This window comes from Pseudomonas sp. Marseille-QA0332, from assembly GCF_054950175.1.
In genome coordinates this window covers 4401065-4423743 of sequence record NZ_CM143106.1, presented here as the reverse complement: position 1 = coordinate 4423743, position 22679 = coordinate 4401065, and the positions used below count along the sequence as shown (strand labels likewise).

At 63.8% G+C, this 22679-nt stretch carries 18 protein-coding genes; 6 read left to right on the top strand and 12 right to left on the bottom strand.

Annotation, left to right across the window (positions count from 1 at the left end; translation table 11 throughout):
* Positions 1-22: 22 nt before the first annotated feature.
* The 3 genes from ACY8GK_RS20420 to lon all read left to right on the top strand — a co-directional run bounded on the left by ACY8GK_RS20420 (position 23) and on the right by lon (position 7379).
* Complete coding sequence (locus ACY8GK_RS20420; RefSeq protein ID WP_462401911.1) at positions 23-2059, top strand: TonB-dependent receptor; 2037 nt, start codon at positions 23-25, stop codon at positions 2057-2059.
* A gap of 337 nt (positions 2060-2396) precedes the next feature.
* Positions 2397-4802 carry a glucose/quinate/shikimate family membrane-bound PQQ-dependent dehydrogenase gene (locus ACY8GK_RS20415; protein WP_196180649.1) on the top strand — a complete coding sequence of 802 codons (2406 nt, stop codon included), beginning with the start codon at positions 2397-2399 and terminating at the stop codon, positions 4800-4802.
* Positions 4803-4955: 153 nt separating this feature from the next.
* Positions 4956-7379, top strand: coding sequence for an endopeptidase La (gene lon / locus ACY8GK_RS20410; RefSeq protein ID WP_196180647.1), 2424 nt, complete (start codon positions 4956-4958; stop codon positions 7377-7379).
* A 218-nt stretch (positions 7380-7597) separates the two neighbouring features.
* Here the strand turns inward: lon and ACY8GK_RS20405 are convergent, their stop codons facing one another.
* Positions 7598-8590: an alpha-xenorhabdolysin family binary toxin subunit B gene (locus ACY8GK_RS20405; protein WP_462401910.1), complete on the bottom strand. Its 993-nt coding sequence runs from the start codon at positions 8588-8590 to the stop codon at positions 7598-7600.
* Positions 8591-8603: 13 nt separating this feature from the next.
* Positions 8604-9764 (bottom strand): alpha-xenorhabdolysin family binary toxin subunit A, encoded by a 1161-nt coding sequence (locus ACY8GK_RS20400; protein WP_462401909.1) that lies wholly within the window; start codon positions 9762-9764, stop codon positions 8604-8606.
* Between the two features lie 128 nt (positions 9765-9892).
* Between ACY8GK_RS20400 and ACY8GK_RS20395 the strand changes: the two genes are divergently transcribed.
* From ACY8GK_RS20395 to cmoB, 3 genes are all read left to right on the top strand, one after another.
* Entirely contained in the window at positions 9893-10291 is a 399-nt protein-coding gene (locus ACY8GK_RS20395) for a protease inhibitor I42 family protein (protein ID WP_462401908.1), read from the top strand.
* Between the two features lie 84 nt (positions 10292-10375).
* Positions 10376-11155 (top strand): carboxy-S-adenosyl-L-methionine synthase CmoA, encoded by a 780-nt coding sequence (gene cmoA, locus ACY8GK_RS20390; protein WP_196180641.1) that lies wholly within the window; start codon positions 10376-10378, stop codon positions 11153-11155.
* Complete coding sequence (cmoB, locus tag ACY8GK_RS20385; RefSeq protein WP_462401907.1) at positions 11152-12108, top strand: tRNA 5-methoxyuridine(34)/uridine 5-oxyacetic acid(34) synthase CmoB; 957 nt, start codon at positions 11152-11154, stop codon at positions 12106-12108. Before cmoA ends, cmoB begins: the two co-directional genes overlap by 4 nt.
* A 121-nt stretch (positions 12109-12229) precedes the next feature.
* Here cmoB and pdxJ read toward each other — a convergent pair whose 3' ends face one another.
* The 10 genes from pdxJ to rpoE form a co-directional block, all read right to left on the bottom strand.
* Positions 12230-12955: a pyridoxine 5'-phosphate synthase gene (gene pdxJ, locus ACY8GK_RS20380; protein WP_462403045.1), complete on the bottom strand. Its 726-nt coding sequence runs from the start codon at positions 12953-12955 to the stop codon at positions 12230-12232.
* Between the two features lie 61 nt (positions 12956-13016).
* A complete protein-coding gene (gene recO / locus ACY8GK_RS20375; RefSeq protein ID WP_196180638.1) occupies positions 13017-13700 on the bottom strand; it encodes a DNA repair protein RecO in 684 nt (227 codons plus the stop codon).
* A gap of 46 nt (positions 13701-13746) precedes the next feature.
* Complete coding sequence (gene era, locus ACY8GK_RS20370) at positions 13747-14649, bottom strand: GTPase Era (protein WP_196180637.1); 903 nt, start codon at positions 14647-14649, stop codon at positions 13747-13749.
* The gene (gene rnc / locus ACY8GK_RS20365; RefSeq protein ID WP_196180636.1) at positions 14642-15331 is read right to left on the bottom strand and encodes a ribonuclease III; all 690 of its coding nucleotides are present in this window, start codon (positions 15329-15331) and stop codon (positions 14642-14644) included. Before rnc ends, era begins: the two co-directional genes overlap by 8 nt.
* Before the next feature lie 209 nt (positions 15332-15540).
* A complete protein-coding gene (gene lepB, locus ACY8GK_RS20360) occupies positions 15541-16395 on the bottom strand; it encodes a signal peptidase I (RefSeq protein WP_196180635.1) in 855 nt (284 codons plus the stop codon).
* 5 nt (positions 16396-16400) lie between these two features.
* Positions 16401-18200 (bottom strand): translation elongation factor 4, encoded by a 1800-nt coding sequence (lepA, locus tag ACY8GK_RS20355; RefSeq protein ID WP_196180633.1) that lies wholly within the window; start codon positions 18198-18200, stop codon positions 16401-16403.
* A gap of 272 nt (positions 18201-18472) precedes the next feature.
* On the bottom strand, positions 18473-19873 hold the full coding sequence (locus ACY8GK_RS20350; RefSeq protein WP_462403044.1) for a DegQ family serine endoprotease: 1401 nt from the start codon (positions 19871-19873) through the stop codon (positions 18473-18475).
* 203 nt (positions 19874-20076) lie between these two features.
* A complete protein-coding gene (locus ACY8GK_RS20345; protein WP_462401906.1) occupies positions 20077-21042 on the bottom strand; it encodes a MucB/RseB C-terminal domain-containing protein in 966 nt (321 codons plus the stop codon).
* 12 nt (positions 21043-21054) lie between these two features.
* Positions 21055-21645: an RseA family anti-sigma factor gene (locus ACY8GK_RS20340; RefSeq protein WP_196180625.1), complete on the bottom strand. Its 591-nt coding sequence runs from the start codon at positions 21643-21645 to the stop codon at positions 21055-21057.
* Between the two features lie 31 nt (positions 21646-21676).
* Positions 21677-22258, bottom strand: coding sequence for an RNA polymerase sigma factor RpoE (rpoE, locus tag ACY8GK_RS20335; RefSeq protein ID WP_196180623.1), 582 nt, complete (start codon positions 22256-22258; stop codon positions 21677-21679).
* Between the last annotated feature and the right edge of the window lie 421 nt (positions 22259-22679).

The window sequence follows — 22679 nt, the reverse complement described above, 5'->3', positions numbered from 1 at the left end:
TCATCCAAGGATCCTACGTTCGATGCTCGTTCCGTCACTGCGTCTTTCACCTCTGGCCGCCGCCTTGTGGCTGGCATCCACGCCTGGCCAGGCCGTGGAACTCCAAACCCAGGTCATCACGGCCAACCCCTTGGGTAGTCGACAACTGGCTGCACCGAGCACCGTGCTCGAAGGCGAACGGCTGCTGCAGGCGCAGCACGGCAGCCTCGGCGAGACGCTCGATCGCCAGCCTGGCGTCGCCTCCACCTGGTTCGGCCCCGGTGCCAGCCGGCCGGTGATCCGCGGCCTGGATGGCGACCGCATCCGCATACTGCGCAACGGCGTCGGCGCCCTGGACGCTTCGTCGCTGTCCTACGACCACGCCGTGCCGCTGGACCCCAACAGTGTCGAGCGCATCGAAATCGTGCGCGGCCCTGCGGCCTTGCTCTACGGCGGCAATGCCATCGGTGGGGTGGTCAACACCTTCGACAACCGCATCCCGGATACGCCGATCGACGGCATCCATGGCGCCGGCGAGCTTCGCTATGGCGGTGCCGACACCACTCGAAGCAGCGCCGGCAAGCTGGAGGCCGGGAATGGCACCTTCGCTCTGCACCTGGACGCCAACAGTCGTCGGTTCAACGACCTGCGCATCCCCGGCTACGCCCGTGCCTCGAAGGTGCGCGACGCCGCCGAACCGGGCAGTCGGCACCGCCTGGAAAACAGCGATGGTCGCCAGGATGGCGGCGCGCTGGGTGGAGCCTACCACTGGGACCATGGTTACGCGGGTTTGTCGTATAGCCGCTACGACAGCGACTATGGTTCGGTAGCCGAGCCGGGCGTGCGCCTGGACATGGAGCAGGAGCACTACGGTTTCGCTGCGCAGATCGACGATCTCGACGGCCCTTTCAGCTCCGTGAAACTGGATGCCGGCTATACCGACTACGAGCACAGCGAGATCGAAGCTGGCGAAGTTCATACCACGTTCAAGAACAAGGGCTACGAGGCACGCCTGGAGGCGCGCCACCAGCCCTTGGGCCCTGTCGAAGGCGTGCTCGGCGCCCAGGTGAGTCGCAGCGAGTTCTCCGCCCTGGGCGAAGAAGCCTTCGTCCCGAATACCGATACCGATAGCGTCGCCCTCTTCGCCCTGGAGCGGTGGCAGGCCAGCGATAGGCTGGAGCTGAGCCTGGGCGGGCGCCTGGAGCACACCCAGGTCGATCCGGACGCCAAGGGCAACGAGCACTTCCTCGCAGCCGATGGCTCGAGCAGCTTCACCGCAGGCAGCCTGTCGAGCGCAGCGGTCTATCAGCTTGACCCGGTCTGGTCGCTGGCAGGCAACCTGGGCTACACCGAGCGAGCCCCGACCTTCTACGAGCTGTACGCCAACGGCGCTCATGTGGCTACCGGAGCCTATGAAGTGGGCGATCCGGGCCTGGACAAGGAAAAAGCCATCTCCGCCGACCTGGCCCTACGCTTCGACAACGGCACCCACAAAGGCAGTGTTGGCCTGTTCTACAGCCACTTCCGCAACTACATCGGTCTGATCGGCAGCGGCAATCTGCGCGAAGGTCACGACCACGACCACGACCACGACCATGACCATGACCATGGCGATCTGCCTGAGTATCTGTACCAGGGCGTGCGCGCCCGCTTCTATGGCATCGAGGCCCAGGATCGCTGGCAACTGAGCGAGAACCGCTACGGCAGCTTCGCCGTGGAACTCTCGGGTGACTACACCCGGGCCAAGAACCTCGACACTGGCGAACCATTGCCACGTATCGCGCCGTTGCGCCTGAACGGCGCCCTGCTCTGGGAACAGCAGAACTGGCAGGCGCGCCTGGACGTACAGCATGCCGCCTCGCAGCGACGCAGGCCGGACAACGAAACCAGCACCGACGGCTACACCACGCTCGGGGCGAGCCTTGGCTATCGCTTCGATGTCGGTCAGAGCCAATGGCTGGCATTCGTGCGCGGGGAAAACCTCACCGACCAGACCGTGCGCTACTCCAGTTCGATCCTGCGGGACATCGCGCCCGCCCCTGGCCGCAGTGTCGAAGTGGGCCTGCGCACTTCGTTCTGAATGCCTGCCGCTGCCGGACCTGCGTTCCGGCAGCATCTTGCGCGCTTGCAGCGCGAACCTCCCCACACCGCCACCGGGCAGGCGTCTGTCAGACATACGGCCCGTGCCGCCGGGTTGGCTCGACCAGGCGCATCGCCTGGCAGTCGGATCGAACTGCGACCCGCCATGCAAGTCAATGCCAGGAACGGAACACGCTGGCACGCGCCTGGGCGGTCCCTGCGCACAGAACGTTTAGCGCAGGGCAAGCAACGAGCGGGTCTGCCATGGTTCCGGCATCCACGCTCGTGCGGCTGTCGAGCAAGCCTTCTCTCGTTTCTCAATCATGGAGACACCAACGATGAGTTCTGCGACTACCAAGGATGGAACGCCGTGGCTGCCACGCCTGCTCGGCGCGCTGCTGGTGCTCATGGGGCTGGGGCTGCTGGCTGGCGGCATCCTGCTTAGCCGGCTGGGGGGTTCGCCGTATTACCTGCTCGCTGGCATCGGCTTCGGCTTATCCGGGCTACTGCTGCTGGCCAGGCGTCGCATCGGCCTTGGCCTGTACGGCGTGGTATTGCTGGCCAGCACCGTCTGGGCGCTGTGGGAGGTGGGTCTGGACTGGTGGCAGCTGGTACCGCGGCTGGCCATCTGGTTCGCCCTTGGCGTGCTGCTGTTGCTGCCGTGGACGCGCCGTCCCCTGGTCGGCCCGGCATCGAAGGCCAACACTGCCTTGCTGGGCGCCGCGGTCGTGGCCTCTGGAGCCTGCGCCCTGGCTAGCCAGTTCACCCATCCTGGCGAGATTCGTGGAGAACTGGGTCGCGACAACAGCGAGATGGCCAGCGCGGCGCCTGCGATGCCCGATGGAGAATGGCAGGCCTATGGTCGCACCGAACACGGCGACCGCTATTCGCCACTGCGCCAGATCACCCCGCAGAATGTCTACCGGCTGGAGGAAGCCTGGCGAATCCGCACCGGTGACCTGCCGACCGAGAACGATCCGGTGGAAATCACCAGTCAGAACACGCCGCTCAAGGTCAACGGCATGCTCTACGCCTGCACCCCCCACGGTCATGTCCTGGCCCTGAACCCCGATACCGGCGAACAGATCTGGCGCTTCGATCCGCGAATCAAGAGCCCGAACGGCTTCAAGGGATTCGCCCACATGACCTGTCGCGGCGTCTCGTACTATGACGAGAATCGCTATGTCAGCCGCGACGGCACCCCGGCGCCGAAGATCTCGCCCGCGGGGCTGGAGGTGGCCCGGGCCTGTCCTCGCCGCCTCTACCTGCCGACCGCCGATGCGCGCCTGATCGCCCTCGATGCCGATACCGGCAAGGTCTGCGAAGGCTTCGCCAACCAGGGCGTGATCGACCTGACCCAAGGCATCGGCCCCTTCACGCCAGGCGGCTACTACTCCACCTCGCCCGCGGTCATCACCCGCGATCTGGTGATCATCGGTGGCCACGTGACCGACAACGAGTCGACCAACGAGCCTTCCGGCGTGATTCGCGCCTATGACGTGCATGACGGCCGCCTGGTCTGGAACTGGGACAGCAACAACCCTGACGACACCCGCCCGCTCGCGCCGGGCCAGACTTACAGTCGCAATTCGGCGAACATGTGGTCGATCGCCAGCGCCGACGAGAAACTGGGCATGATCTACCTGCCTCTGGGCAACCAGACCCCCGACCAGTGGGGAGCCGACCGCACGCCTGGCGCCGAAAAATTCAGCGCCGGTATCGTCGCCCTGGACCTGGCCACCGGCAAGGTCCGCTGGAACTACCAGTTCACCCACCACGACCTGTGGGACATGGATGTCGGTAGCCAGCCGACCCTGGTCCATCTCAAGACCGATGACGGCATAAAGCCAGCCGTCATCGTGCCTACCAAGCAAGGCAGCCTGTACGTGCTGGATCGTCGGGACGGCACGCCTATCGTACCGATCCGCGAAATTCCGGTACCGCAGGGCGCGGTCGAGGGCGACTGGACCTCGCCGACCCAGGCACGCTCGGACCTCAACCTGCTCGGCCCCGAGCTGGACGAGCGCGCGATGTGGGGCGCCACGCCGTTCGACCAGATGCTGTGCCGGATCCAGTTCCGCCAGCTGCGCTACGAAGGCCAATACACTCCGCCCTCCGAGCAGGGTTCGCTGGTCTATCCAGGCAACGTGGGCGTGTTCAACTGGGGCAGCGTTTCGGTCGACCCGGTACGCCAGCTGCTGTTCACCTCGCCCAACTACATGGCCTTCGTCTCGAAGATGGTCCCACGTGAACAGGTCCAGGCCGGAAGCAAGCGCGAAAGCGAGACCAGTGGCGTGCAGCCCAACACCGGCGCGCCCTATGCCGTGATCATGCACCCGTTCCTGTCGCCCCTGGGAGTGCCCTGCCAGGCGCCAGCCTGGGGCTACGTGGCCGCTATCGACCTGTTCACCAACAAGGTGGTGTGGAAGCACAAGAACGGCACCACGCGCGACAGCACTCCAGTGCCGATCGGCCTGCCGGTAGGCGTACCGAGCATGGGTGGCTCGATCGTAACCGCGGGCGGTGTGGGCTTTCTCAGCGGCACCCTCGACCAGTACCTGCGTGCCTATGACGTGAACGATGGCAAGGAGCTGTGGAAGGCCCGCCTGCCGGCCGGCGGCCAGGCGACGCCGATGACCTACACCGGCAAGGATGGCCAGCAGTACGTGCTGGTGACCGCCGGAGGGCATGGCTCGCTGGGGACGAAGATGGGCGACTACATCATTGCCTACAAGCTGCGCTGAGCGGCGGGCGGGGCAACTGCAAGCTGCAAGAGGCGGAGTCCGCACGGCCCCGCTTCTGCTTGCAGCCTGCAGCCTGCTACCTGCCGCTGCCCGGCTTGAAACCCGGGGCGCCGTGCCCCATCTAAGCACCATAGTCATTCACGCAGGTGCCCCATGAGCGACCAGCAGGATTTCCCGGAACATCAAGACGATAACAGCGAAGTCGAACACATCGATGCCCAGGCCGTGCCGGGGCATCATCTGGCATTGCCGGGGCAGCAGCTGCCCGACAAGGTCTACGTGATTCCGATCCACAATCGCCCGTTCTTCCCGGCCCAGGTCCTGCCGGTGATCGTCAACGAGGAGCCTTGGGCGGAGACCCTCGACCTGGTGGCCAAGACGCCCCATCACTCGCTGGCGCTGTTCTTCATGGACACCCCGCCGGAAGATCATCGTCACTTCGATACCTCCGCGCTTCCCGAATATGGCACCCTGGTCAAGGTCCACCATGCCAGCCGCGAGAACGGCAAGCTGCAGTTCGTCGCCCAGGGCCTGACCCGCGTGCGAATCCGCACCTGGCTCAAGCATCATCGACCTCCCTATCTGGTAGAGGTCGAGTATCCGCGCCAGCTTTCCGAACCGACCGACGAGATCAAAGCCTACGGCATGGCCCTGATCAACGCGATCAAGGAGCTGCTGCCGCTCAATCCGCTGTACAGCGAAGAGCTCAAGAACTACCTCAACCGCTTCAGTCCCAACGACCCTTCGCCACTCACCGATTTCGCCGCCGCGCTGACCTCGGCCACCGGCAGTCAGCTGCAGGAAGTGCTGGACTGCGTGCCGATGCTCAAGCGCATGGAAAAGGTCTTGCCGATGCTGCGCAAGGAAGTCGAGGTCGCGCGGCTACAGAACGAGATCTCGGCAGAGGTCAACCGGCAGATCGGCGAGCATCAGCGCCAGTTCTTCCTCAAGGAACAGCTCAAGGTCATCCAGCAGGAGCTGGGGCTGACCAAGGACGATCGCAGCGCGGACCTTGAGCAGTTCGAGCAGCGCCTGGAAGGCAAGACCCTGCCAGCGAGCGCGCAGAAACGCATCGATGAGGAAATGAGCAAACTGGCCATCCTCGAAACCGGCTCTCCAGAATATGCCGTGACCCGCAACTACCTGGACTGGGCCACTGCGTTGCCTTGGGGCGTGTATGGTCAGGACAAGCTCGATCTCAAGCACGCGCGCAAGGTGCTCGACCAGCATCACGCGGGCCTGGACGACATCAAGGACCGGATCATCGAGTTCCTCGCGGTAGGCGCCTGGAAAGGCGAGATCAGTGGCTCGATCGTGTTGCTCGTCGGCCCGCCCGGCGTGGGCAAGACCAGCATCGGCAAGTCGATCGCCGAATCCCTGGGCCGACCCTTCTATCGCTTCAGCGTCGGCGGCATGCGCGACGAAGCCGAGATCAAGGGGCACCGTCGTACCTACATCGGCGCCCAGCCAGGCAAACTGGTGCAGGCCTTGAAGGACGTCGAGGTGATGAACCCGGTGATCATGCTCGACGAGATCGACAAGATGGGCCAGAGCTACCAGGGCGACCCGGCCTCGGCCCTGCTCGAGACCCTCGACCCCGAGCAGAACGTCGATTTCCTCGACCATTACCTCGACCTGCGCCTCGACCTGTCCAAGGTGCTGTTCGTCTGTACCGCCAATACCCTGGACTCGATCCCCGGCCCGCTGCTCGACCGCATGGAGGTGGTCCGTCTGTCCGGCTACATCACCGAAGAAAAGCTGGCCATCGCCAAGCGTCACCTCTGGCCCAAGCAACTGGCCAAGGCCGGCGTGGCCAAGAGCAGTCTGGGCATCAGTGACGGCGCGCTGCGCCTGGTGATCGAAGGCTATGCCCGCGAAGCAGGCGTACGCCAGCTGGAGAAGCAGTTGGGCAAGCTGGTGCGCAAGGCGGTGGTCAAGCTGCTCGAAGATCCCCAGGCCAAGCTGAAGATCGGCCCCAAGGACCTGGAAGCCTCCCTCGGCATGCCGGTGTTCCGCAGCGAACAGGTGCTTGCCGGCAAGGGCGTGATCACCGGGCTGGCCTGGACCAGCATGGGCGGCGCGACCTTACCCATCGAGGCCAACCGCATCCATACCCTCAACCGTGGCTTCAAGCTGACCGGCAAGCTGGGCGACGTGATGAAGGAATCCGCGGAAATCGCCTACAGCTATGTCAGCTCCAACCTCAAACAGTTCGGCGGCGACCCAGGCTTCTTCAACGAGGCGTTCATTCACCTGCACGTTCCTGAGGGCGCCACGCCCAAGGACGGGCCAAGCGCCGGCATTACCATGGCCAGTGCACTGTTGTCCCTGGCCCGTGACCAGGCGCCGAAGAAAGGCGTGGCCATGACGGGTGAGCTGACCCTGACCGGGCAGGTGCTGCCTATCGGCGGGGTCAGGGAAAAGGTGATCGCCGCACGCCGGCAGAAGATCCTCGAGCTGGTCCTGCCCGAAGCCAACCGGGGAGATTTCGAGGAGTTGCCGGAATACTTGCGTAGCGGCCTGATCGTACATTTTGCCCGGCGCTTCGCCGACGTGGCCAAGGTGCTGTTCGGCTGACGGCGATGCCCTGGCCACCGAACCCAGACGAGGTGGCCAGGCATGTCTGGCCGCTGGCGTCTACCAGGCGCCAGCTGGGTTTGGTACGGAAAGTCGCCGAGCGGCGATCAGGCAAGGCGAAAACAGGCGAGCAAGCGCAGTTTACAGCGTGTAAATGAGCATTCCGAGCCCCGTTTTCAACACGGCATGATCGTCGCGCGGGCACTTCACGTACAAGCCTAGAAGGCGTCGCGATCCTGCTGCATCAATGCAGCCTGATAGGTGAGCAGGGCGCGAAGCTCGTTCTGCAGCGCGCGCACATCCGCGTCGCTGGCCAAGGTCCGTGCCTGCAATCGATCATGGAAGTTTTCCAGGGCAATACAGATGCGATCCATGCCACTGGCCCAGTCACTGCGCAGCTCAAGCAAGGCTGGGAGCGTCGCCAGGGTCTCCAGCCAGTTTGCTTGTTCGGCCTTGCGCTGGGAAAGCTGGCGCAGGTTCTGGCGCACTTCGCCAATCTGGCGGGCACGCGCGGCACGCTCTTCGAGCAGCTGGGAAAACCGCATGCCCTTGGCCAGATCGCCGAACAACGTCTCCAGACGTTCGATGGCCTTGCCGATGGCCTCTGCGGTAAGCAATGCCTCGCCACCGGGCGCGGCGAGCTTGGCAAGCTGTTCGGTACTGGGGATCACGCCCTCGAAGCGGGTCTGCAAGCCGTTTTCCTCGAACACCCTGATAGCTGCCTCGAGACTGTCCAGCTGTTCCTGATGCTGTTCGAGCAGTGCCGCCAGCTGACGCTGGCTGACTTCGCCTCGTCCCTGGTCGGCCTGGATGCGTGAGCGGTCAGCTGTCGTGTCGTAGACAGGCAGCCCGGCCAGCGCACGGTGCTCGCCCCGCGCATGGGCGAGCTGGGCAGCCAACTTCGTCCTCACGTCCTGCAGGGTCTCCTGGGCTAGGCTCAACAGCTCATCGGGCTCGCCCTCGCCCAGCGCGTCGAGGATATCGCGCAGCGGGTCGTTGCGCAGCTCCGCGATCAGGCGCTGGGCATTGCGCGCCAGTCCCTGCCGACAGGCGATGAACAGCTGCATGTGCCGCGCCAGCGATTCGTGCAGCAGCGGAATGAACTTGAAGGTTTCTCGTTGCCAGGCCTGGGTATAGCGCTTGGTGGCAGCCAGCACCTTGCCGTAGTCAGGCGTCTGGGTCGAAGTAGGCAATACGCTGATGTCGTTCACGGTAGGCTCCTTGTCATTGCGCCGATATGGCTTCGTCGAAGATGCGGGTGAGTTGCAGCGAGGTCTGCTCGATGGCGCCCCACTGGGCGAGAAACTGCCTGAAATAGATGATGAACCGGGACAGTTCCTGATTCGTCCTGATGCGCCCAAGCTTCTCGATGGAGGCATCGATGTAGCTCTCGACGATCTGCCATGCTGTCTGCAGGTGCGAGGCTGCGGTGATCACGTCCTGCAGACGGGTATCGAGTTCGCTCATGAACGTGGCCAGTTCTTCCAGGCGTCCCTCCAGATTCACTTCGGCTCGCAGTTGCTGGCTTGTCTGATGGCGTTCTTGCTGGCGAGCCGTGCGTCTCTTGCGGGTGCTCTCGGCCTTGCTTCCATAGATGCTGCCGGTGATGATGATGCCGATCGGGCCGGCAGCCAGACCGCCGATGGCGGCCGCGACATACTGGTCGTATTCCTTGCGCAAGGCTTCGATTTCCTTGTCCAGTTCGGCAAGCCGCTCGCGCAGTTGCTCGATCGTCCCGTTGTTCTGCTTGCGCTTGATCGCGGTGGACTTCTGGTTGACGGCAGGCACCAGCTTGAAACGTGCTTCGTCGCGAAACTCCTCGGTCTGCTGGCGCACCTGCTGGACGCAGCGCGCATAATGCTCCACGTCTTCCTTGATCACGGCCAGGTAGTCCACCAGGGTCGCAACGGAGCGCCGGTCCTGGGTATCGAGCTCCACAGGTTTGGCGAACTGGACCTGCTCCCATTTGTTCACCTGCGGACCGAGGGCACGAATACGTCGGCATTCCTCGACGATGGTTTCACCACTGGAGCCGATGGCGTTGGCAGTCGCGGCCAGTTGCGCCGCCAAGCCCTTGCTGCGGTCGGACAAGGGTCCCCAGCGTCGCGCATGGGCGCGCAGGTCGTTGAACAGCTTCAGCATGGAGTCGCTGCTGAGCTCCGGCTCGTCGATCTCCTTGTAACCAAGCCAGCGTTCGGTATTGTCCTGGCTGTCAGGCAACGCGAATACATGGTTGGTATACCGGTTGAGCGTGACGATATGCTCCCGGCTCAACGTGAGGCCGCCTTCCTGGGGCCCGTCGCGCTTGGCCATGGCCTCGACCAAAGCCTTTGGCAATTGGCTTGCCTGTTGCTGCAACAGTTCATCTGTGGCTTGATTCTGCATACCCCTGGTCTCCTACGATGGGTCTGAAGCGACCCGGCCGGCAGAACATACGGTGGCCACGGATGGGGGCGGCAGCGGGCAGCAGTTCCTGCAATCGCCAGGCAAGGCACTCGATCAGCGGAGACACTATGAAGATCCATCGTCTATTCGTGCTTTCGGGGTGCGCAGTGCTGGCTGCCTGCGCCCAGGCCCCTGTCCCCGAGCCGGCCGTGCTGCTGGAGGGCGCCGGGCAGTGCCCCATCCACCTGGTTCGCGGCCAGCACCTGACCCTGCGCCTGCCAAGCAACCCGAGCACCGGTTATCGCTGGCTGTTGCAGCAGCCAGCAGCCAATATCCTGCGCAGCCTGGGTCCGGAGGTCCATGAAGACGCCACTGACGACGAGATGGTCGGTGGCGCCGGAAGATCGATCTGGCGTTTCCAGGCGCAGGCGCCCGGCGCGAGCCACCTGATCTTGGTCTACCAGCAACCGTGGGCGCCCGAGGTCAGCCCTGAACGTACGTTCGACTGCGCCATTAGGGTTCGCTGACGCACGACCGCGGTCGTCGTCATGCCAACCGGGGTATCGGCATAGGCAGCCAGGCCGATGCACGGCAGGTCATGTTCGGCTAGAATGCCGGCCCTTCGTCGCCCTCTGCCTGGAACCGCCGTGAGCAAAGACCCCGACCGCCTATTCGCCCAGCCGTTGCAACAGGTACCTGACTTCGTGTTCAACGAGGATGTGGTTCGTGTGTTTCCCGACATGATCAAGCGGTCGGTGCCTGGCTATCCGGCCATCGTCGAGAACCTTGGCGTGCTCGCCGCGCGCTTTGCCCAGCCTCATACCGCGTTGTATGACCTGGGTGCCTCGCTGGGCGCGGTGACCCAGGCGCTGCGTCGACACGTACGCGCCGACGGCTGTCGAGTGATCGCCGTGGACAACTCGTCGGCCATGGTCGAGCGCTGTCGGCAATACTTGGTCGCCCAGGACTCGATGTTCCAGGAGCTGCTTCCCGTGGATGTGCTGGAAGCGGACATTCTTGCCCTGACGCTGCAGCCGGCCTCGGTAGTGGCGATGAATTTCACCTTGCAGTTCATCGCCCCGCAGCAGCGCCTGCAGTTGCTGACGACCATCCGCCAGGCCCTGTTGCCTGGCGGCGCCCTGATTCTTTCCGAAAAACTGCGCTTCGAAGACCCTCAGACCCAGGAGCTGCTGACCGACCTGCATCTGGATTTCAAGCGGGCCAATGGCTACAGCGAGCTGGAGATTGCCCAGAAACGCAGTGCCATCGAGCATGTGATGAAGCCCGACAGCCTCGAGGTCCACCGTCAGCGCCTGCTCGCCGCCGGCTTTTCCAAGGTCGTGCCCTGGTTCCAATGCCTCAATTTCGCTTCGTTGATAGCCTTGCCATGATCGATCTCTCCCCCCTGCTGCGCCGTCTCGCCTCCACTCCATTGGCCGCCTGGGCACACGATCTGCCCGCCCAGCTCGAAGCCAAGATGGCCAAGGGTCATGGCGACCTGGCCCGTTGGCGCGCCGCGCTGGATGCCTTGCCTGCGCTGCGACCGGTCGAGATCGACCTGGTCGATGGGCTACGCCTGGACTGTGCCTGCGACGATGCCACGCGCGTGCGGATGCAGCAGGCGCTGATGGGGCTTGCGCCCTGGCGCAAGGGACCTTTCGACCTGTTCGGCGTGCATGTGGACACGGAATGGCGCTCGGACTGGAAATGGTCAAGGGTCAGCCCGCACCTGGACTTGCAAGGCAAGCGCGTGCTGGACGTCGGATGTGGCAATGGCTACTACCAATGGCGCATGCTCGGGGCCGGGGCCGACATGGTCATCGGTATCGACCCGAACTGGCTGTTCTTCTGTCAGTTCCAGGCGGTACAGCGCTACTTGCCGGACCTGCCCGCCTGGCATCTGCCCTTCGCGCTGGAGGACCTGTCAGCAAACCTCGAGGGTTTCGACACGGTGTTCTCGATGGGCGTGTTCTATCACCGGCGTTCGCCGATCGAACACTTGCTGGCGCTCAAGGACTGCCTGGTCAAGGGCGGCGAGCTGGTACTCGAGACCCTGGTCATCGAAGGTGACGAACAGCAGGTGCTGGTACCCGAAGACCGCTATGCGCAGATGCGCAACGTCTGGTTCCTGCCTTCGGTACCCGCCTTGGAGCGCTGGCTGCGCCGCGCCGGCTTCAGCGACGTGCGCTGCGTGGACGTCAGCGTGACCAGCACGGCCGAACAACGCAGCACGCCCTGGATGCGTTATCAATCGCTCGGCGACTTCCTCGACCCGAACGATCCCACCCTGACCGTCGAAGGCCTGCCGGCCCCCAGGCGCGCGGTGCTGGTCGCCCGCAAGTAGCGGCCCGGTGCGGCCGTGCAGAGCCCCACCCGCACGGCACCTTGGACTGGCCGCCGGTCCGGCGCCCCGGCGGCGATCGATCCTGCGCCGGCCCTGCCAGCACCCACCGATGGTGCCGGAATCACCCCTTCTGGGCCGCCACGATCAAGGCTTTCATCTCGGCCACCGCCGTCTTGAAACCGACGAACAGCGCATGTGCGACCAGTGCATGGCCGATATTCAGTTCGTTGACTCCCTCGATCGCCGCCACCGCCTCGACATTGTGGTAATGCAGGCCGTGCCCGGCGTTGACGATCAGGCCCTGGTCCAGACCAAGGGCCACGCCGTCGACGATGCGCTTGAGTTCCTGAGCGATCGCGGCCGGGCTTTCGGCATCGGCGTAGCGGCCGGTATGCAGTTCGATGGCCGGCGCGCCAACCCGGCGCGCTGCCTCGATCTGGCGCTGCTCGGCATCGATGAATAGCGAAACCTGCGCGCCGGTACGCGCCAGGCGCTCGACGGCCGCCTTGATCCGCGCTTCTTGCCCGGCGACATCCAGGCCGCCTTCGGTGGTCAGCTCTTGACGAGTTTCAGGCACCAGGCAGATATGCGCAGGGCGGATGCGCTCGGCGAACGCCATCATCTCCTCGGTAACGCCCATCTCGAAATTCATCCGAGTCTGCAGGACATCCTTGAGCAGCAGCACGTCGCGCTCCTGGATATGACGGCGGTCTTCACGCAAATGCACGGTAATGCCGTCGGCGCCCGCCTCTTCCGCGTCCAGGGCGGCCTTGACCGGGTCCGGATAACGGGTTCCTCGGGCTTGGCGCAGCGTGGCCACATGGTCGATGTTGACGCCCAGAAGCATGCGGTTACTGTGAGTCACGAAAGGCTCTCCTGAAAATTGAGCCTCACAGCATACGGTGTGCTCAGCGCTTGCGAAACAGCTCGCGACTGACCAGCGGCCTGGATCCGAGATGAACCGCCAGGGCCTGGCGCATCAGGCGCTTGGCTGCGAGCAAGGCACCCGGCGCATTCCAGTCAGCCTCGGCGAGCGCCAGCAGCTCGGCGCCATTGAACAGGCCAGGCTGTACCCGCTCCACCCGCTCGAGGCCCGACTCGACTTGCAGACGGTACAGCCCTGCCGGCTCCACTGGCATGCCTGCGGCATCCCGGTCGAGAGCGAAGGCGTAACCAAGCTCCTCCAGCAGCTGCCACTCGAAGGTGCGCAACAGAGGTTCCAGTGCGCGTCCCTGCGCCATGGCTTGCAAGGTCAGCCCATAATGGTCGAACAAGCGTGGGTGAGGGACTTCGAGGGGCAGTAGACGAACCAGCAGCTCGTTGAGGTACAGCCCGCTGAACAAGGCGTCCCCGTGCAGCCAGGTGGCGACGCCGATACTCTCCAGGCGACCGACGGTTTTGAGTTCGCCACGACCGCGCAGCTCGACCTCCAGCGGCACGAACGGCCGGACCAGGCTGCCGCCTTTGCCACGCGCGCGCCGCAACACCGCCCGCACGCAGCCTTGCGGCGTGAAGAAATCCACCAGGGCGCTGGCTTCACGGTAGGCACGGCTGTGCAGCACATAGGCCGGTTGCCCGACAGGTCGCTCCATGGCGCATCATCCAGAGGGGCGGCCCGCAGACGCGGACCACCGAAGGCTAGAGGTCGCCGTAGCCCAGCGAACGCAGGGCTCGTTCGTCATCGGACCAGCCACCCTTGACCTTGACCCAAAGGTTGAGCATGACCTTGGCGTCGAACAAGAGCTCCATGTCCTTGCGGGCATCGGATCCGATGCGCTTGATGCGCTCGCCCTTGTCGCCAATGATGATCTTCTTCTGCCCGTCACGTTCCACCAGGATCAGCGCGTGGATATGCAGCACATGGCCTTGCTGCTTGAACTCCTCGATCTCGACGGTGATCTGGTAGGGCAGCTCGGCACCCAGCTGGCGCATGATCTTCTCGCGCACCAGCTCGGCGGCCAGGAAGCGGCTGCTGCGATCGGTGATCTGGTCCTCCGGGAAGAAGTGTTCGTTCTCCGGCAGACGGCTGGCGATCAGGCCCTCGAGCGCCTCCAGGTTATGCCCCTGCTGGGCGGAGATCGGCACGATCTCGGCGTTGGGCAACTGTTCCTGCAGCCACTTGAGGTGCGGGATCAGCTCGGCCTTTTCATCCAGCCGGTCGGTCTTGTTGACCGCCACGATCACCGGCCCCTGAACGTACTGGACCCGCTCGAGCACCAATTGGTCCTCATCGGTCCAGCGGGTCCGGTCGACCACGAAGATGACCACGTCGACGTCCTTCAGGGCGGCCGCTGCGTTGCGGTTCATGTAGCGGTTCAAGGCCTTGTCGTTGGCCTTGTGCATGCCCGGAGTATCGACATAGACCGCCTGTACAGTGCCTTCGGTCTTGATCCCGAGCATGTTGTGGCGAGTCGTCTGCGGCTTGCGCGAAGTGATCGCCAGCTTCTGGCCGAGAATATGGTTGAGCAAGGTCGACTTGCCGACATTGGGTCGGCCGACGATGGCCACATAGCCGCAACGGGTCGGATTGCTATCAGTCATTGCCATTCTCCACGCCCAAGGCGATCAATGCGGCGGCGGCGGCGACCTGCTCGGCGATACGCCGGCTCACGCCCTGACCACGGCTCTTCTTGTTGAGCAGGGCGACCTCGCATTCGACGAAGAAGGTCCGGCAATGGGGTTCGCCCTGGATGTCCACCACTTCGTAGCGCGGCAGTTCACAGGCCCGTGACTGCAGGAACTCCTGCAGGCGGGTCTTCGGGTCCTTGTTGGTGTCGACCAGGGTAAGCCCCTCGAACTCGTCGACCAGCCAGGCCAGGATACGTTCACGCGCGGCAGTGATGTCGGCATCCAGGTAGATGGCGCCGATCAGTGCCTCCAGGGCGTCGGCCAGGATCGACTCGCGACGAAAGCCGCCACTCTTGAGCTCGCCCGAGCCCAGTCGCAGGTACTCGCCCAGATCGAAGCCACGCGCCAGGCGGGCCAGGGTCTCGCCCTTGACCAGGCGGGCACGCAGGCGCGACAGCTGGCCTTCGCGAGCCTGCGGAAAGCGCTCGTACAGCGCCTCGCCGACCACGAAGTTGAGTATCGCGTCACCGAGGAACTCCAGACGTTCGTTGTTGCGGCCGGCATAGCTGCGGTGGGTGAGTGCCAGGAGCATCTGGTCCTGGTTCTTGAAGGTATAGCCGAGCTTGCGCTCCAGGCGACTCAGGGACGCGGTCATGCGTTCACCTGCGGGGCGGCTGCGGTCGCTCGGTTTGGCGTCTCGTTGGAGAGAGTCGCCGGATTCAACACGTTGTTCAAATCGACTTCCTGGAAGACTGTGTGGCTGTGGAGCGCTGTCGAGCAGCGGCCGGACCGAGCGGTCCCATTGAACACAGCCTATGTCAGAAATGCATTCGGCGCCGTCCTGCGGACAACGCCGATCGGGTATCACTGGATCAGGCCAACCCGCGACAGGTTGGGAAGGTGCCCGAGCTTGGGCTCAGGCCAGCTCATCCAGACGGCGAACGCCTTGCCGACGATGTTCCGGTCCGGAACCATGCCGTGCAGCTCCTTCGGAATGTTAGGATCGTCCCAGTAGCGGCTGTCGTTGGAGTTGTCGCGGTTGTCGCCCATCATGAAGTAGTGGCCGGCCGGCACTGTCCACTGCTGGTCCGGTTGCATGCGATTGCGGGCCATTTCCTTGCGGATCAGGTGCTCGGCCTGGCCCAGGCGCTCCTTGTACAGCTGCGCGCTGCCCAGGGTACCTGGCTCGGCCCCGACCAGCTGCTCGGCGATCGGCTGGCCATTGACGTACAAACGCTTGTCGCTGGTATAGCGGACCTGGTCGCCCGGCACGCCTACCACGCGCTTGATGTAGTTGACGTTCGGATCGCTGGGATAGCGGAACACCATGACATCGCCGCGCTGCGGGTCACCGACCTCGATGATCTTCTTGTCGATCACCGGCAGGCGGATGCCGTAGGAAAACTTGTTGACCAGGATGAAATCACCGACCTCCAGCGTGGGCTTCATCGACCCGGACGGGATCTGGAACGGCTCCACTAGGAACGAACGCAGCACCAGAACGATGAACAGCACCGGGAAGAACGACTTGCCGTACTCGACCAGCAAGGGTTCCTTGCCCAGGCGCTCGACCACGTCCACTTCTGGCTGGGTGACGCTGCCTCGGTAGTTGGCGATCGCTGCGCGCCGGCGAGGCGCCAGCAACAACAGGTCGATGAGGGCCAGCAGGCCACAGACAGCAACGGCGATGACCAGCAACAGCGGGAAATTTAGCGACATAGGACCTAGCTATCCAACCTGAGCACGGCGAGGAAGGCTTCCTGTGGAATCTCCACGTTGCCGACCTGTTTCATGCGTTTCTTACCGGCCTTCTGCTTCTCGAGCAACTTGCGCTTGCGGCTCACGTCGCCACCGTAGCATTTTGCCAGTACGTTTTTCCTGAGGGCCTTGACCGTCGTCCGGGCAACGATCTGTCCGCCGATGGCGGCCTGGATCGCAACGTCGAACATCTGCCGAGGAATCAGCTCCTTCATCTTTTCGGTCAGCGCGCGCCCTTTGTAGTGCGCGTTATCCCGATGCACGATCAGCGCCAGTGCGTCGACCCTGTCACCGTTGATCAGCACATCCAGCTTGACCAGGTTGGCCGACTGGTAGCGATCGAAATGGTAGTCCAGCGAGGCATAGCCACGGCTGGTCGACTTGAGCCGGTCGAAGAAGTCCAGCACCACTTCGTTCATCGGCAGGTCGTAGCGTACCTGCACCTGGGAGCCGAGGAACTGCATGTCGCGCTGGACGCCGCGCTTCTCGATGCACAGGGTGATGACGTTGCCCAGGTGCTCCTGGGGTACGAGGATGTTGGCCGAAACGATCGGTTCGCGGAAATCCTCGACCGAAGAGATGTCTGGCAACTTGGACGGGTTGTCGACATAGATGGTTTCACCGGTCTTGAGCTTGACCTCGAAGATCACGCTCGGCGCGGTGGTGATCAGGTCCAGGTCGTATTCGCGCTCCAGGCGCTCCTGGATGATTTCCATGTGCAGCATGCCAAGGAAGCCGCAACGGAAACCGAAACCCAGCGCGTCGGAGCTTTCCGGCAGGTACTGCAGCGACGAGTCGTTGAGGGTCAGCTTCTGCAGGGCATCGCGGAAGTCCTCGAAGTCGTCGGAGCTGACCGGGAACAGGCCCGCGTAGACCTGTGGCTGGATCTTCTTGAAGCCTGGCAGGACCTCGACCTCAGGTGTCGAGGCCAGGGTCAGGGTGTCACCTACCGGCGCCCCGAGAATGTCCTTGATGCTGGCGATGATGAAGCCGACTTCGCCGGCCTTGAGGTCGGCGGTCTGGGTGTGCTTGGGCGTGAACACGCCAACGCTATCGACCAGGTGGACCTTGCCGGTGGACTTGACCAGGATCTTGTCGCCTTTCTTGACCCGCCCCTGGCGTACCCGTACCAGCGAGACCACGCCGAGGTAGTTGTCGAACCAGGAGTCGATGATCAGCGCCTGCAACGGCGCATCGATCTCGCCCTGGGGCGCCGGGATGGTCTGGACCAGGCGCTCGAGCACCTCGTCGACACCCATGCCGCTCTTGGCGCTGCAAGCGACCGCGTCGGTGGCATCGATGCCGATGATCTTCTCGATCTCTTCCTTGACCCGGTCCGGATCGGCCTGCGGCAGGTCCATCTTGTTCAGCACCGGCATGACCTCCAGGCCCTGCTCGATGGCGGTGTAGCAGTTGGCGACCGACTGGGCCTCGACGCCCTGGCCAGCATCGACCACCAGCAGCGCCCCTTCGCACGCGGCCAGGGAACGGCTGACCTCATAGGTGAAGTCGACGTGGCCTGGGGTGTCGATGAAGTTCAGCTGGTAGATCTTGCCATCGCGAGCCTTGTAATGCAGCGTCACGCTGTGCGCCTTGATGGTGATCCCGCGCTCGCGCTCCAGGTCCATGGAGTCGAGTACCTGGGCCTCCATCTCGCGCGCCGTCAGACCGCCGCACATCTGGATGAACCGGTCGGCCAGCGTCGACTTGCCATGGTCGATGTGGGCGATGATGGAGAAATTGCGGATATGACTCAAATCACTCACAGGTCAACACTCGATAAGGCTGCGAGCCGGACGCCCGCGGAAAAATAGCCGGGAATTGTACTGCAATCAGGGTGGGCAGGCTACAAGCTGCGCGTGGCAAGCCGCAAGCCGCAGACAAAAGCAAAGCGGGGGCTAACATGCCCCCGCCTGGTTCTGCCGGCCTGGGCTTGATGCCCAGGCGGCGAGCGGCCGGATGCAAGCGAGGCCCGGCAGGCCGTTTGGCCCCGCTCTTGCTTGCCGCTTGCCGCTCGCCCTGCAGCCGCCTACTCCGCCTACTCCGCCAGCTTGAAGGTGATGAAGCTGGCACGCCCCTGACGCAGCACCCGCATGGACACCGAACGGTTCTTCGGCAGGTCCCTGGCAATCTCGGTGAACTGCTTGGCCGAAGCGATGGCCTGGTTGTTCAGATGGCTGATGACGTCGCCCGGACGCAGGCCGATCATCGCAGCCGGACCGTCCTGGACTTCCTTGATCACCACGCCCCCCTTGAGCTCGAGGGACTTCTTCTGCTCGGCGGTCAGATCGGCCACGGATACGCCCAGGCGGTTGCTGCTGCGCTCGGCGCCAGCCTGGCCACCCACGCCGATATCGGCATCGTCTTCCGGCAGCGCGCCGATGGTGATGTCGAGGTTCTGGCGCTTGCCGTTGCGGATGATCTCGAGCCTGGCCTTGGCGCCATCCTTGAGGCTGCCGACCAGGTGTGGCAGATCGGCGGACATGACGATCGGCTGGCCGTTCATGCTGAGGATGACGTCACCGACCTGCAGACCACCCTTGGCTGCCGGGCCGTCCTCGAGCACTTGCGCCACCAGGGCACCGGCCGGTCTTTCCAGGCCGAAGGACTCGGCCAGATCCTTGTTGACTTCCTGGATCACCACGCCCAGCCAGCCGCGGCTGACCTTGCCGTCCTTCTTCAACTGGTTCGACACGTCCAGCGCCACGTCGATCGGAATGGCGAAGGACAAGCCCATGAAGCCACCAGAGCGGGTGAAGATCTGCGAGTTGATCCCGACCACTTCGCCGTTCATGTTGAACAGCGGTCCGCCGGAGTTGCCGGGGTTGATGGCCACGTCGGTCTGGATGAACGGCACATAGGTGTCGTTGGGCAGGGTCCGCCCCTTGGCGCTGACGATGCCCTTGGTCACGGAGTGATCGAAGCCGAATGGCGAACCGATCGCCAGCACCCACTCGCCGACCTTGAGCTTGCCGGAATCGCCCAGCTTGACGGTCGGCAGGTTCTTGCCGTCGACCTTGAGCAGCGCCACGTCGGTACGCGGGTCGGTACCGACCAGCTTGGCCTGCAACTCGCTACGATCGGACAGGCGCACGATGATCTCGTCGGCATCGGCGACCACATGATTGTTGGTCAGCACGTAGCCATCGGCGGAGATGATGAAGCCCGACCCGAGCGACTGTGCCTCGCGCTGGCGATCGCCACGCGGCGAGCGCGGCATTTGCGGGATGCTGCGCTCGAAGAACTCGCGGAACATCGGCGGCAGGCCTTCGAGGTCGGGGAGCTGGCCCTGGACGATTCGGCGATCGGGCAGCTTCTGTTTGGTGCTGATGTTCACCACCGCTGGCGATGCCTGTTCGACCAGGCTGGTGAAGTCCGGCAGCGCCTCCTCGGCCTGGGCCGTGAGGACCTGGCCGAGCATCAGCACGGCAGCGAACATGGAAAGATAGGATTTCAAGCGAGGTAGTGACATACGACTCCCGTCAAAACGAGCCTAGTTATCAGTAAGCCCCCTGCAACGCAGGAAAGGTCAGACTCCGAGAAGCCTGACCTATAAGTAATTTGCGACAATTTTGCAAATGACAAACCGTTAATTTCTGTTGAAGCGGCGCGCTCGCAGGGGGACGGCGCACAGCCAGCCGATCACTGCCCTGGCTGGTCATCCCTTGCCCGCATGGACAGCGCCACCCGCTCGGCGGTCCCTAGCGGAACCTCGCCGACCACCGTCACCAGCACCGGGCCCGTGGCCGCGTTCAAGTGTCGCGAAACCGCCACGGTCGGCCCGAGCTGGACGCGCGCATCGCTGCCTGCGACCTCCTTGAGTGGCTCGATGAATACCGAGAAGCGGGCCAGGCCATCATCATAGACCAGGTGTTCGACCCGGCTGTCGCGGGTAGAGCCGCGGCGCACCCAACTGTCGACCAGTTCGAATCCGGGCGGCAGCCATTGCGAATGCCAGCCAGGCGCCTGGGTCGTCTCGAGCGAGGCGGCACGCTTGACCGGATGGCAATTGTGGCTGGGTTGGAGCTCGGCTTCGCTGGGCACCTCATCGGTGTCCAACCGGGTCATCTGGAAGCGTTCGAGCAGCTGCCCCTTGTCATTGACCATCAAGGAGACCAGGGGCAAGGCGGTGCGCCGATCAAGACGCAATTCGAAGCCATGGCGATGCTGGTCACGAGGGGTGAGACGAATGTCGATCGCATCACGCTCGGCCACGCGCGACTTGCCGGTGACGGCAAGGTCGTACCAGTTCGTCAGCTTCGCGGGGTCGAGCGCACGCGGCGCCGAATCGGGCGGACTGTCCGCGCCGTCGCCCAGCGTGCCGCCTACGCATTGCACCCGGCCATCGACGCGCAGCACTTCCTGGGCCGGGCCATCGAGCTGCAGCAGCCGCTCACTGACCTTGCCGTCCTGGACACGGTGCCAGATGTCGTGGGAAGAGAAGCTGCCGTTGCGCTCATAGACGAAGGAACCCTGGTAGCTCTGTTCCTTCTCGGCACGGGCCAGCCTGTGCAGCCAGTCACTCGCTTCGGCGGAGGAACCGGCTGCCAGCGCAGGCGCTGCCATGCAGCTGCCGATCAGCAACGGCAGGAGAGGTAGCGCTCGCATGAACGTCCTTGATCAGTGGTTTTCCATGCTCGCCGCACGTGCATAAGGCAAGGCGCTGCCGTTACCTTGCAGAGCGGACTCCTGGGCATGCTGGCGCACCTGCTCCGGCAGACGCTGGTCCCAGCCGGCCTGGTTCTGCAGCACGCCGTTGGCCATCGGGCCGGTCGGCTGGTCGCTGCTTTCGCTGTAGCCAGCCAGTACCGCCGGACCCTGCGCCTGTGGCACGCTCAAGGTCTGCTGGGCCGGCTGCTGGGCTGCCAGCTGGTTACCGCTGATCTCGTCCTGGTTGTACAGACGCACGCCAGCCAGGACCGCCACGGTGACCGAAGCTGCAACGGCCAGACGACCCAGGCTGCGCCATGGGCCGCGCTTGGCCACTACCGGGGCCGCTTCCTCGGCCAGCGCCGCGGACACTGCCGAGGCGATATCCAGGTTCGGCAGCAGCAGCTCCTTGTGCATGGCCGCACGGGCGACCTGGTAGCGCGACCAGGTGGCACGGGTTTCGGCATCGCCGGCTGCATTCAGCACACGACGCAGTTCCAGTTCATCCGCTTCGTTGTCCATCACCGCGGACAGCGATTCCTGCAAAGCTTCACGACTCATGGCGGTTCCTCTCAAGGCTGTGGCCGCTGTCTCAGGTTTCCTGCAACAACGGTTGCAGGGCTTTATCGATGGCCTCCCGAGCGCGGAAGATCCTGGAGCGCACGGTACCCACCGGACATTGCATGACACTGGCAATGTCCTCGTAACTCAGACCATCGAATTCGCGCAATGTCAGGGCCGTGCGCAAATCTTCAGGCAGCTGCTGGATTGTGCGATGGACAGTGCCTTCGATTTCATCCCGCAACAACGAGCGCTCAGGAGACTCGAGATCCTTGAGGCCATGATCGCCGTCGTAGAACTCCGCATCCTCGGAGCTCACATCGCTGTCCGGTGGCCGCCTTCCGCGGGACACCAGGTAATTCTTCGCCGTGTTGATGGCGATGCGGTACAGCCACGTGTAGAACGCACTGTCGCCGCGGAAGTTCCCAAGCGCCCGGTACGCCTTGATGAAGGCCTCCTGCGCCACATCCTGGGCCTCGTGGGTATCGTGTACGAAACGCACGATCAATCCGAGAATCTTGTGCTGGTACTTCACCACCAACAGATCGAACGCTCGCCTGTCGCCGCGCTGTACGCGCTCGACAAGCTGCTGATCCTCTTCCTGGGTTAGCATGAACACTCCTCGATGATCTCGAAGGAGCGTTGCAACGAGCATCGCTCAGGCTTGCAACCATAGACTCGGGCTTCGCGCAAAAGTTCTCCCCTCCAAGCAAGTTTCCTGCGGCCTCGGTCGGCCTGCATGGAAGACGTAGCGCGATCATTGCCGCCCACGTCGATATTCTAGTCTTCGATACGCAGGGCCAGCCCGGATGAAGCTACCGCCTGCGTCGCCACGGCGATCGTGAACTGCGGGCAGCCTTCTATGGATATCCACCCCGGATGGAAAGTTCCCAGAAAAATTGCTCGATCGACCGGCGCCCATGGAAAATCGGCGCCAGTGGCTGCTATAAAGGCAACCGCTCTGGTTTCACGATACTTTCACAATGCCATCTGCGCATGGCTATTGTGCCGTTCCCTTCCCGAAGATTACTAGT